Raw genomic sequence first — 12,236 nt, forward strand, 5'->3', positions numbered from 1 at the left:
TGGACGACGGGGTGGACGACGGGGTGGACGACGGGGTGGACGACGGGGTGGACGACGGGGTGGACGACGGGGTGGACGACGGGGTGGACGAGGAGGACGGGCCGGGCAGGGCGGGCAGGCCCAGCGCGCCGGGCAGTGCGGCGTCGCCGCCGGTGGGCGCGCCCAGCGAGCCGGGGCGGGCCGGGGGTTTGACGGGGCCGCCGGTGGGGGCGTTGGCCGCGCCGCGCACGTTGACGCCGCTGCTCGCGGGCATGGCGCAGCGGGCGGCGGTGTTGAGGGCGGGCGCGGGGCCGGTGTCCAGGCCGGCGCGGTAGGGGGTGCCCTCGTAGCCGCGCGTGCAGGGCAGCGGGTTGAAGAAGGTGGTGACCATGCCGAACTGGAGCCGCCCGTCGCGGATCATGGAGGTGCCGGCGGAGACGGCGGCGGGCACCTTGACCAGCAGCTCCTCCAGGCCGTTCACGCGGGTGACCAGGACGTCGGAGGTGGTGAGCAGGTTGGCCAGCAGCACCCCCAGGTGGGGGTCCAGGTCGCGGACCAGCCCGGCGACCTCGCCGGACGCGCCGGGCGCGGCGGCGATGAGGCGGCGCAGGTCGGGGTCGGAGGTGCGCAGCTGCCCGGCGAGCAGGCGGGCGCTGCGGCCGAACGACTTCAGCGCGTCGGCCTGCTCGTTCTGGGTGCGCAGCACGGTCTGGCCGTCCTGGATGAGGCGGCTGGTGGGTTCGATGTGCTCGTGGGCGGCGCGGGTGAAGGAGCGGCCGCTGTCCAGCAGCACGCCGAGGTTGGGGCCCTGCCCGGCGAAGGCGGTGCCGAACTCGTCGACGACGGTGCGCAGCGCGTCCAGCGGCACGGACGCGGCCAGGTCGTTGACGCTGGTCAGCAGGTCGGTGACGGGCGCGGGGGTCTGGGTGGCCGAGCGCGGGATGACGGTCCCGGCGGCCAGGTAGGGGCCGGTGGCGGTGGCGGGGCGCAGGTCGAGGAACTGCTCGCCGACCGCCGACCGGTTGGCGACCACCGCCCGGGTGTCGCGGGGGATCTTGGGTGAGTCGTGGTCGATGCGGAGTTCGGCGACCACGCCGTCGTCGGTCAGGTGCAGGGTGCCGACGCGGCCGACCGAGGTGCCGCGGTAGGTGACGTCGGCGTTGGTGGTCAGTCCCCCGGCCTGCGCGAGGTCGACCTTGACGACGTAGTAGCCGCCGAGGCCGACGAAGCGGCCGAGGTCGGCGTGGTTGAGGGCGATGTAGCCGATCGCGAGCACGCCGATGATGGCGAACGCGATGTTCTTGAGGCGGGTGCCGAGGGTGAGCATCAGGTCCCCTCCCCCGCCGGTCCGGCGTCGCCGGTGGAGGGCAGTGGCAGCGGCGGGGCCGACTGCTGGGTCGCGGGTGTCTTGGCGGGCGTTTTCGCTGGTGGTCCGGTGGTGGGCGGTGGGGTGATGGGCGGGATCACCTCGATGCCGGGGACGGCGGTGGTCCGCAGGTAGACGTTGAGGTAGTCGCCCTTGATGGCGGGCAGCACCGCGTCGGTGAAGGGGAAGGTGACCAGGGCCTGGAGGGAGCGGGGCAGGTCGCGTCCGGCGTCGGCGAGCTTGCGCAGGACGGGTTCCAGCGCGTGCAGGTCGGCGACCATGTCGGCGCGGCTCTGCTCGACGGTGCGGACCGCCACCTTCGACAGCGCGTCCAGGGAGGTCAGCATCCGCACCAGCGCGCCGCGCTGCTCCTCCAGGGTCTTGAGGCCGGGCGCGAGGTCGTCGAGGACGGTGGCGATCTGCTCCCTGCGGCCGCGCAGGGTGGCCGACAGGCGGTTGAGGCCGTCGAGGGCGTCGGTGATGCCCTTCTTGTTGGCGTCCAGGCTGCCGGTGAGGGTGGCCAGGCGTTCCAGCAGGGAGCGGATCTGGGGTTCGTTGCCGCGCAGGGCGTTGTTGAGCTCGGTGGTGATGGTGCGGAGCTGGGCGATGCCGCCGCCGTTGAGCAGCAGCGACAGCGCGCCGAGCACCTCCTCGACCTCGGGGTTGCGGTTGGTGCGCTCCTGGGGGATGCGCGCGCCGTCGCCGAGGGACGCGGCGGCGGTGGTCGCGGTGGCGGTGCCGGGCGGGGCGGTCAGGGCGATGTACTTCTCGCCCAGCAGGCTGGACTGGCGCAGGTGGGCGTAGGACCCGGCGGGCAGCCTGATGCGGCGGTTGACCAGCATGGTGACCTCGGCCGTCCAGCCGCCCGGGGGCAGGGAGACCTTGGTGACGCGGCCGACGGCCACGTCGTTGACCTTCACCGCCGACTGCGGGACCAGGTTGAGGACGTTGGCGAAGGTGGCGGTGACGGTGTAGGGGCGGTCGCCGAGGTCGGCGCCGCCGGGCAGCGGGAGGTCCTGGACTCCGGCGCAGCCGGTCAGGGTGAGGGCGAGGGCGGCGGCGGTGAGCGCGGCGGCCGGGCGGACGGACCGGGCGGTGGCCGGGCGGGCGGCGGGCCGGGTGGTCGTTCGGGTGGTGGTTCTCACTGGCCGGTCCCCCGCCCGGTTCCGACCGTGCCCGCCGCCGGGAGGGGCAGGCCGATCTCGTTGAGGTCGCCGCGGCCCTGGAGGGTGCGGGTGGCCGGGTCGTAGGCGTTGAGCAGGTTGCCCGCGTTCAGCGGCTGGACGTCCAGCACCTCGGCGAGGGAGCGGCGCTGGTCCACCAGGGTGCGGGTGATGTCGGCGAGCTTGCCGACGTTGTCCTTCAGCAGCGCGCGGTTGTCGCGGACGAAGCGCTCGACGCGGCCCAGGGCGTCGGCCAGGGCGGTCAGCGCGCCGCCCAGCTCCTGCCGGTCGGCGGCCAGGAAGCCGGTGACCTCGGCGAGCTGCTGCTCGGCGAGCCGGACCTGCCCGTCGTTCTCCTTGATCATGGTGGTGAACTTCTGGAGGTTGTCGATGGTGGCGAACAGGTCGTCCTGGGAGCCGGTGAGGGTCTTGGCGGCCTGCCCGAACCGCTCGATGGTGGTGCGCAGCGCCTGCCCGTTGCCGCGCAGGTTGTCGGCGCCGGTGCCCAGCACGTCCGACAGCGCGCCCTTCTGGTTGAGGCCGTTGGGGCCCAGGTCGGCGGCCAGCTTCTTGATGCTGGCGTAGACCTTGTCCAGCTCCATGGGCGTGGCGGTGCGCTCGACCGGGATGACGGTGCCCGACGCCAGCCGCGCGCCGCCGGTGTAGGCGGGGGCGAGCTGGATGTAGCGGTCGGAGACCAGGCTCGGGGCGACGGCGACGGCGCGGGCCCCGGCCGGGACGTCCACGCCGTGGTCGACGGTGAGGGTGACGCGCACGCGGGTGCCCTCGGCGCGGACGGTGTCGATGGTGCCGACCTTCACGCCCAGCACCCGCACGTCCGATCCGGCGTAGACGCCGATGGCCTCGGTGAACAGCGCGGTGACGCGCGTGCCGGGCGGCGGCCGGAACACCACCAGCGCGGTGGCGGCCGCGACGGCGACCAGCGCGGCGGCCAGCAGCGCCACCGCGACGCGCATACGGGTCAGCATCAGCGGCCTCGCTTTCCGGCGGCCTGTTTGGGCGGGCGGCAGTCGCCGGCGGGGGGCGTGCCGGGCGGCAGGTAGTTCTTGGGGACGAGGTTGCACAGGTAGCCGTCCATCCAGCGCCCGTTGCCCATGGTGTTGCCGAGCAGCCGGGTGTAGGGGCCGGCGAGCTTGAGGGCCTGGTCCAGGCTGCGCTGGTTCTTCAGCAGCAGGTCGCTGACCCGGCCGAGGGCCTGCAGGGTGGGGCGGAGCTGGCGCTGGTTGTCGTCGATGAGGCCGGTGAGCTGGCGGGCCAGCTCCTGGGTGCCGGTGAGCAGGCCGTGGATGGCGTCGCGGCGGCGGCGCAGTTCGCCGAGCAACACGTTGCCGTCGCGCAGCAGGGCGGTGAACTGGTCGTTCTGCCCGGCGAGGGTGCCGGTGGCCTGGCGGGTGCCCGACAGCAGGCGGGCGAGTTCGGCGTCGCGGGAGGAGATGGTCCGTGACAGCGCCGACATGCCGTCCAGGGCCTTGCGGACGCTGGGCGGGGTGCCGGCGAAGGTGGTGGAGATGGCGTCCAGGCTGCGCGCCAGCTTCTGGGAGTCGACCTGCCCGACGGTCCCGGCGAGGTCCTCGAACGCGCGGGTCACGTCGTAGGGGGAGGTGGTGCGCGACAGCGGGATGCGGGCGCGGGGGTTCTGGGCCTTGGCACCGAGGGGGTCGATGGCGAGGTACTTGTCGCCCAGCAGGGTCTTGATGGCGATGGCGGCGGTGCTGGCGTCGCCGATCCAGGTGTCCTTGACGCGGAAGGCGACGCGCACCTTGCCGCGGTCGAGCGCGACCTGGGTGATCTTGCCGACCTTGACGCCCGCGACGCGGACCTCGTTGCCGTCGCGCAGCCCGGCGGCCTCGCCGAACTCGGCGGTGTAGGTGGTGCCGCCGCCGATCACCGGCAGGTCGTCGGCCGACAGCGCGACCAGCGCCGACACGACGATGGCGACCAGGCCGGTGACGGCGACGGTGACGGGGTTGCGGTCCCGGACGGGCTTAAGCCGGAACCGGGGTTGCGGGGGCAGGGGCGGCAGGACGGTGGCGACGGGCCGGGGGCGGGCGGGCTCGGGCATGGGCGTGGTGCGGCCCGCCGGTGAAGGTTGGCCTGTGGGCTCGGGTGCGATCGGGCCCACAGGTGTCTTGGGGGTGCCCGGTTTATTCGGGCTCTCGGGTGCCGGGCGGCCGGGCTCGTTCGGATGTTCTGCCGGAGTGTTCGGCGTGGCCGTTGGGCGGGCCCTGTCGGGTGCCTTCGAGCGGCGTCTTGGCAGGGGTTGGGGCGGCGGCTCCGGCGTCGCCGCGTCGCCGGGCGGGGGCTGCGGGGCGGACGGGGCGGACGGGGTGCTGGGCGGCGCGGGCTTGCGGCGCTTTCCGGGCCATCTCATTTGCCGCACCTCGCCGCCGTGTTCGGGACGCCGGTCGGGGCGGGGTGGGTCTCGCCCGGGACCTGCTGGTAGGTCGCGCCGGTCACGATGGCCTCGCACATGTAGAAGTTCATCCACGAGCCGTAGGAGCCGAGCCGCCCGATGGCCGTCAGCTTGCCCGGCAGGGTCCGCAGGAAGTGCTCGACGGTCGGGGCGTCGTCGTTGAGGTTGTCCGACAGGCGGCCGAGCTGGGCGATGTCGCGCTTGAGCGGGTCGCGTCCCTCGCGCAGCAGCGCCGAGGTGCTGCCCGCCAGGGCGTCCAGCGCGCCGATGGCCTCGCCGATGGGCTTGCGGTCGGCGGCCAGGCCCGACACCAGCTGCCGCAGCGTGGTGACCAGGCCGGTGAGCTGGTCGCCGCGCGCGTTGACGGTGTCGAGCACGCTGGTGAGGTTGGTGACGACCTCGCCGATGACGCGGTCCTTGCCCGCGATCGCGCCGGTGAGCGAGCCGATGGTGGTGAGCAGCTCGGTGACGGTGCCGCCCTCGCCCTGCACCACCTGGATGATGGAGCCCGCGAGCTGGTTGACGTCCTTGGGCGACAGCGCGGCGAACAGCGGCTGGAAGCCGTTGAACAGCTGCGTCAGGTTGAGCGCGGGGGTGGTGCGCTCCAGCGGGATCGTCGCCCCGGCGCGCAGCGTGCCGGCCGCGCCGGTGCCACGGTCGAGTTCGACGTAGCGCTGGCCGACCAGGTTGAGGTACTTGATGGTGGCGGTCGCGGTCGCGGGGATCGTGCGGCCGCGCTCGACGGTGAAGCGCACCCGGGCCAGGCGGCGGTCGGCGACGGTGATGGCGTCCACGCGACCGACCTGCACGCCCGCGATGCGGACGCTGTCTCCGTCGCGCAGGCCCGAGGCGTCGGTGAAGCGGGCGTAGTAGGCGGTGTCGCCGCGCCCGCCGGTCTGGGCGATGCTGGTGGCCAGCACGGCGGTGGCGGCGACCGTCACCACGATGAACACCAGCGATTTCAGCAGCGGCCCGGCCAGGCTCCTCCGGTTCATCGAAGCGTCACCTCCGTACCTCGGTAGACGGAGCCGACCAGCACGCTGCTCCAGTCGGGCAGGGCCTCGGGCACTTCCTGGAGGCCGGGGGCGAGCAGTTCGTTGACCAACTGGTTCTCTTCGGGCGAGTTGGGCAGGCCGAGGCCGCCGCGCGCGACGGCGACGGGGCCGTTCGCGGTGGCCGGGGCGGCCTTGGCGGCGGGCGCGCCGTAGGGGGCGGGGTAGCAGTGCGGTCCGCCGCCGGCCTTGTAGACGGGGCGGTCGCGGCCGGGCAGGTAGCGGCCCTTGGACGGGACGGTGCGCACGTCCACGTGCAGGCCCGGCTGCGCGGTGCCCTTGCCCAGGACCCGGTCCATCAGCGGCACGAACTCGGTCACCATCTTCAGGGTGCAGGGCAGCTCGGGCGCGTACCGGGCCATGACCTCCAGGCTGGGACGGCTGGTGGCCGACAGGCGGATGAGGTTGGCGGAGTTCTCGCGCAGGAACCCGGTCAGGTCCTGGGAGGCGCTGGTGACCGACTCGTACAGCGCGGCCAGCTCGTCGCGCTGGGCGACGATGGTGCGGCTGGTATGGGTCAGGTCGGTCAATGCCTGGAGGATGTCGGGGGCGGCCTCGCTGTAGTGGTGGCTGAGGGTGGCCAGGTCCCTGATGCTGCGGTTGAGCGCGGGCAGGTTGGTGTTGAAGCGGCGCAGGTACGCCTCCAGTTCGACCAGGGTGCGGCCGAGGTCGGTGCCGCGGCCGTCCAGGGCCTGCGACACCGCGGTGAGGGTGGCCGACAGCTTGGCGGGGCGCACGGCGGTCAGCAGCGGCAGCAGGTTGTCCAGGACGCGTTGCAGCTCGATGGCGTTGGAGGAGCGGTCCTGGCTGATGGTGTCGCCCGCCGCCAGCCGCGCGGGGGTGGCGGCGGCGGGCGGGATGAGCGCCACGTACCGCTGCCCGAACAGGGTGGTGGGCAACATCTGGGCCTGGACGTTGCGGGGCAGCAGCCGCAGCTTGTCGGGGCGCAGCGCCAGCTTCAGGGTCGCGCCGCCGCCGTCGGCGGTGATGGTGCGGACCTCGCCGACCACCACGCCGCGCAGCTTGACGTCGGCGTGCGGGTGCATCTCGTTGCCGGCGCTGGCGGTCTTGAGCGTCACCAGCGACACGGTGGTGAAGCGCTTGTCGTAGACGGCGATCGACAACCCGATCAGCAGGGCGGGGACCAGCAGGAACACCACGCCCGCCAGGCGGCGGCCGGCGGTTCCGGCGGCTTGTCGTCGGCGGTGTCTCATCCGGCCACCTTCACCGTCGTGGTCGTGCCCCAGATCGCCAGGCTGAGGAAGAAGTCGGTCACGCTGATCAGCACGATGGAGGTGCGCACCGCGCGGCCGACGGCCCGCCCCACCCCGGCGGGGCCGCCGACCGCGCGGTAGCCGTAGTAGCAGTGCGACAGGATCACCAGCACGCTGAAGATCAGGACCTTCAGGAACGACAGCAGCACGTCGGCCGGCGCGAGGAACAGCCCGAAGTAGTGGTCGTAGGTGCCGGCCGACTGCCCGTTGAACCAGACGGTGACCTGGCGGGAGGCCACGTAGGAGCACAGCAGGCCGATGCCGTACAGCGGGACGATCGCCACCGCGCCCGCCACGATGCGGGTGGTGACCAGGTAGGGCAGCGAGGGGATGCCCATGACCTCCAGGGCGTCGACCTCGTCGCTGATGCGCATCGCGCCGAGCTGGGCGGTGAACCCGGCGCCGACGGTGGCCGACAGCGCCAGGCCCGACACCAGCGGGGCGATCTCGCGGGTGTTGAAGTAGGCCGAGGCGAAGCCGGTGAAGGCGGCGGTGCCGATCTGCTGGAGCGCCGAGTAGCCCTGCAACCCCACGATCATGCCGGTGGCCAGCGTCATGGCGATCATCACGCCGATGGTGCCGCCGATGACGCCGAGGCCGCCGCTGCCGAACGACACCTCCGCCAGCAGCCGCTGCACCTCCTTGAGGTAGCGGCGGATCGTGCGCGGCGTCCACAGCAGGGCGCGCAGGTAGAAGAGGAGCTGGTCGCCGGGGGCGTCCAGGCGGGCCAGCCAGCGGCCGGGCCGCATCGCGTCGGGGAGCGCCACCGTCAGCCGCCCTTCGGCGGGACGACCTGCAGGTAGATCCCGGTGATGACGAGGTTGACCAGGAACAGCAGCAGGAAGGTGACCACGACCGACTGGTTGACGACGTCGCCGACGCCCTTGGGCCCGCCGCGCGGGTTCAGGCCGCGGTAGGCGGCCACGACCCCGGCGATGAACCCGAACAGCACCGCCTTGAACTCGCTGACGTACAGGTCGGGCAGCTGGGCGAGGGCCGAGAAGCTGGCCAGGTAGGCGCCGGGGGTGCCGCCCTGCATCAGGACGTTGAAGAAGTAGCCGCCGGCGACGCCGACCACCGACACCAGGCCGTTGAGCAGGAACGCCACCGCCACGCACGCCAGCACCCGGGGCACCACCAGCCGCTGGATCGGCGACACCCCCAGCACCTCCATGGCGTCCAGCTCCTCGCGGATGCTGCGCGAGCCGATGTCGGCGCAGATCGCCGACCCGGCGACGCCGGAGATCAGCAGCGCCACGATCATCGGGCTGGCCTGCTGGATGACCGCCAGCACGCTGGCGCCGCCGGTGAACGACTGGGCGCCCAGCTGCTGGGTGAGCGAGCCGACCTGCAGGGAGATGACCGCGCCGAACGGGATGGACACCAGCGCCGTCGGCAGGATCGTCACCCCGGCGATGAACCAGAACTGCTCGACGAACTCGCGCACCTGGAACGGGCGGCGGAACATCTGGCCGAGGACGGTGGCGCCGAGCGCGAACAGGTTCCCGGTCTGCCGCAGCGCGCCGGCGCCGGGGAAGGAGACCTGGGGCGCGGTCATGGGCGGCCGCCCGGCCGGTTCTCCCGGTGTTCGGTGTGCATGGCTCGTCTCTCCTCAATCCGGTCCGGTGCGATTCCGGCCGGCCTGCTGCGGGACGCTACTGGGGGCGGTGAACGCCTATCAACAGGCCGGGAAATCCTTAGCAACCGGTGACAGCGGAATTTCCGCGGGCGCTAAAGGAATGGCGCGTTCCGGCGGCCGGTTCGGTGCTCAACTCAGCGTTCGGGCTTTTGCCGGGGGCAGGTCGGCTGCTGCGGCATGCAGATCTTGCCCTGCATCATCTTGACGGCGTTGCCGGGCCCGGAGACCGCGGCGGTCAGCAGCGGGGACAGGTCCTCGCCGACGCCGCAGCCGGTGAACGGCGGGACGGTGTAGACCCCGCGCAGCGGCCCGCCCAGCAGGATGCTCTTGTACTCGGGGGTGCCGCCGGTCAGCACCAGCTCGGCGGGCCGCACCGTGCGGCAGCGCGGGCCGACCTCCAGCGGGGTGCCGTTGACCCGGACGTCGTGCAGCCGGACCGACATGCGGGCGGTGGCCTTGATGGTGTAGCCGCCGCCGGGCACCAGCGTGCCGTCCATCCGGCCGGGCCCGTCCACCTGCGTCAGCTCCATCTTCGCGGTGACCGGCATGAACCGGAACTGCAGCGTGGTGGCGGCGCCGCGCATCGGCCGCACGAACTGGAAGTCGGCGCCGAACTTCCCGCTCACCGGCGGGTAGATGACGATGTTGGTGGGGGCGGGCTCGGCGTAGGCGGGGTCGTTGAGGGCGGTGGCCGCGCCGAGCTTGGCGAGGTTGGAGTACCCGGCCATGTAGACGCAGGCGGGGGTGGTCTTGGCCGGGCCGGTGAGCTTCCCGCACTCGGGCGGGGTGGCCTCGCCGGGCGGCACGGTGTCGGCCTTGCCGGTGCGGCCTGCGCCCGGCGGGCTGGCCGGGGAGGCGTTGCCGGCGGCGTCGCGGGCCCGGACGGTGAAGGTGTAGGCGGTGTCGGGGGTCAGGCCCGTCACGGTGCCGCTGGTGCCCGCGACGGTCAGGACCTTGCTGGTGCCCTGGTAGACGTCGTACTCGGCCACGCCCCGGTCGTCGGTGGCGGCGGGCCAGCTCAGCGACAGGCTGGTGGCGGTCGCGGCGGTGACGGCGGGCGTGCCGGGGGCGGTGGGCGGCTCGGTGTCCTGCTCGCCGGGGTCGCCGCCGCCGTCGACGATCTGGAAGGTGGCCAGGGTGGCGTCCTGGCCCGGGTTGAGCACGCAGGGCACGTTGCTGACATCGGGGTCGGTGATCTGGACGCCGTTGTTGTCGCGCGCCACGATGTGCAGCGCCAGGCGGCCGACCGAGATCTTCCCGGTGCCGGGGCGCGGGAACACCAGGCGCGGCGCGTCGCCCTGGCCGGGGATGTCGAAACCGCCCTCGACGGGCACCTTCACCTTGCCGAGCGTGACCGGGACCTCGACGTCCCTGGGCCCGTCGGGCAGGTCCACGGTGTTGTGGGAGGTGGCGGTGCCCTCCAACGTCTCGGCGCCGATCAGCGCCAGGCCCGAGGTGGTCTCGGGGCCGACGGTGGACAGCACCTCGATGTGCAGGGCGGGGGACGGCTCGCCCGCCTTGATCGTCTTCGGCACGTCCGTTTTGATCTTGACGGTGAGCGGCTGCTTCTCGATCAGCGGGTAGTCGCAGGTGTAGGTCAGCGTCAGCGCGGCGGGGTCGGCGGCGGCGGGCGCCCCGGCCGGGGCGCACAGCGCTCCGGCGGCGACCGCCAGGGCCGTGCCGGTCTTCCCGGCGGTCTTCCAGTGGGCCTTCACGCGGCACCTTTCGGGCAGGGGGCGTCCGGCGGCGGGCAGCGTAACGACGGCGCGATATCGCCGACAAGCAATCGGGGAACCGCTCGCCGATATCTAGCGCCGGGCGATGATTCCGCCGTCTTGTATTAGCCGTGGACGCACATTCCGGAGCGTTTTCCTGGGGCCGTTGAATGTGCGTTCCCGTACAACTCGGAAGAAAAAACGCGCGCCTCGCGCCAACATCGCGCCGCACCGGTTGAAGCGGCCGGACGGGGCGTGGTGCCATCGCCATTCCCCGGTGATGGAGGTGCGGACGACGTGGTGTGGCGAGCGGGAGGAAGACCGGCCGTCGCGGGCCTGGGCACGGCGGTGGTGCTGGCGGTGGCCGTGGTGCCGCCGGTGGCGGCGCTGGCGGCCGAGCCCGACGACCCGACGCCGACGCCCACGCCCTCCCCCACCGAACCTGCGCCGTCGCCGAGCCCCACCCCGACGCCGCCCGAGCCCAGCCCGAGCCCGACGCCGACCCGGCCGACGACCCCCGCGCCCCGTCCCCAGTTGCGGGCGGGGGTGTCGGTGTCGGACTCCACGGTGGCGGCCGGTGGCGCGGTGACCGCGACGGTGTCGGTGCGCTCCTCGGGGGCCACCGCGCACTCGGCGTCGTTGCGGCTGTCGGCGGCGGGGCTGCGGGTCAGCCCGTCGAGCGTGTCGCTGGGCGACGTCGGCTCGGGCGGGGAGACGGTGTCGGCGGTGGTGTCGATCCCCAAGGGCGCGTCCCCGGGCGCGGTGTCGATCGTGGCCAGGGCGTCGGCGTCCGGGGCGCTGGACGCGGTCGCCGCCACCACCTTGAGGGTGACCGCGCCCGCCTCCCCCTCCACACCGCCGGGGACGACGCCCCCGCCGAACGCGCAGGTGCCGCCGGGGGGCACGCCCAGTGCGCCCAGCCTGCCGACGGATTCGGCCCCGTCGTTGGCTCCGGCCGACCCCGACGCGCCGCAGGTGGCCCTGCCGCCGATCGCCTCGCCGCAGGTGGCCGGAGGGAAGGCGGGGACCGGCGCGCCGCTGCCCTCGACGGCGCTGCGCGGCGGCGTCACCGAACTCGGGACGTCGGATCTGACGGCGGTGCAGGCCGGATGGTTGTCGGCGCTGCTGGCCGGGCAGGCGCTGCTGGGGACGCGGCTGTGGGCGCGCCGCCGCAAGGCCCGCGCCGTCGCGCGCCCGGCGCGGGTCGAGCCGGTTCCCGCCGATGTGCCGTCCGATGTGCCGTCCACCGATGTGACTGCGGACGTGCCCGCCGTCGTGGCCGTGCCCACAGCCGTTCCCGTGCCTCCGGGCGAGTCCGCGACCGTGCCCATGCCCGTCGTCGCCCCGGCGCGGCGCTCGGGCTCAGGCCGTCACGCCGCGCCGCGTCCGCCCCGGTCGCGCTCGGCGGTCACGCTGCGTCTGGCGCTGCTGCCGGACCGGCCGTCCCGTCCCTGACCTCAGCCGCCCCAGGATCATCCCTTTTTCTCCGGCGGCGCAGCCGTGCTCCGCACACCGCCGGAGCTGCGCAATCCGTGCGGAACGCCCCGCCGGAGGCCCTGCCCGCGTTCCCCGACGCGGCCTCCAGAGCCATGCACTGTCGGTACCGTGGTGTAG

The 12,236-nt window shown here is 73.6% G+C and carries 10 protein-coding genes; 1 reads left to right on the forward strand and 9 read right to left on the reverse strand.

The window, feature by feature from the left end; translation table 11 throughout:
* The 9 genes from AH6_RS02595 to AH6_RS02635 form a co-directional block, all read right to left on the reverse strand.
* Positions 1-1,306 (reverse strand): MCE family protein (locus AH6_RS02595; RefSeq protein WP_157431220.1); only part of this gene is annotated, 1,306 nt, incomplete at its 3' end.
* Entirely contained in the window at positions 1,306-2,490 is a 1,185-nt protein-coding gene (locus AH6_RS02600) for an MCE family protein (protein ID WP_067472850.1), read from the reverse strand. The genes AH6_RS02595 and AH6_RS02600, both read right to left, overlap by 1 nt.
* On the reverse strand, positions 2,487-3,497 hold the full coding sequence (locus AH6_RS02605; RefSeq protein ID WP_067472853.1) for an MCE family protein: 1,011 nt from the start codon (positions 3,495-3,497) through the stop codon (positions 2,487-2,489). Before AH6_RS02605 ends, AH6_RS02600 begins: the two co-directional genes overlap by 4 nt.
* The gene (locus tag AH6_RS02610; RefSeq protein ID WP_083982155.1) at positions 3,497-4,591 is read right to left on the reverse strand and encodes an MCE family protein; all 1,095 of its coding nucleotides are present in this window, start codon (positions 4,589-4,591) and stop codon (positions 3,497-3,499) included. Before AH6_RS02610 ends, AH6_RS02605 begins: the two co-directional genes overlap by 1 nt.
* A gap of 305 nt (positions 4,592-4,896) precedes the next feature.
* A complete protein-coding gene (locus tag AH6_RS02615; protein ID WP_067472856.1) occupies positions 4,897-5,937 on the reverse strand; it encodes an MCE family protein in 1,041 nt (346 codons plus the stop codon).
* A complete protein-coding gene (locus AH6_RS02620) occupies positions 5,934-7,208 on the reverse strand; it encodes an MCE family protein (protein ID WP_067472859.1) in 1,275 nt (424 codons plus the stop codon). The genes AH6_RS02615 and AH6_RS02620 overlap by 4 nt, the downstream gene beginning before the upstream one ends.
* Complete coding sequence (locus AH6_RS02625; RefSeq protein WP_245679148.1) at positions 7,205-8,035, reverse strand: MlaE family ABC transporter permease; 831 nt, start codon at positions 8,033-8,035, stop codon at positions 7,205-7,207. The genes AH6_RS02620 and AH6_RS02625 overlap by 4 nt, the downstream gene beginning before the upstream one ends.
* 2 nt (positions 8,036-8,037) lie before the next feature.
* Positions 8,038-8,826, reverse strand: coding sequence for an MlaE family ABC transporter permease (locus AH6_RS02630; RefSeq protein ID WP_067472862.1), 789 nt, complete (start codon positions 8,824-8,826; stop codon positions 8,038-8,040).
* 215 nt (positions 8,827-9,041) lie between these two features.
* The gene (locus AH6_RS02635) at positions 9,042-10,622 is read right to left on the reverse strand and encodes a fibronectin type III domain-containing protein (RefSeq protein ID WP_067472865.1); all 1,581 of its coding nucleotides are present in this window, start codon (positions 10,620-10,622) and stop codon (positions 9,042-9,044) included.
* Positions 10,623-10,919: 297 nt separating this feature from the next.
* Here AH6_RS02635 and AH6_RS44510 point away from each other — a divergent pair, with 297 nt between their 5' ends.
* Complete coding sequence (locus AH6_RS44510) at positions 10,920-12,077, forward strand: hypothetical protein (RefSeq protein WP_169807788.1); 1,158 nt, start codon at positions 10,920-10,922, stop codon at positions 12,075-12,077.
* The last annotated feature ends 159 nt before the right edge of the window (positions 12,078-12,236 follow it).

Origin of the sequence: Actinomadura hibisca NBRC 15177, from assembly GCF_001552635.1 — a bacterium.
Taxonomy (GTDB): Bacteria; Actinomycetota; Actinomycetes; order Streptosporangiales; family Streptosporangiaceae; genus Spirillospora; species Spirillospora hibisca.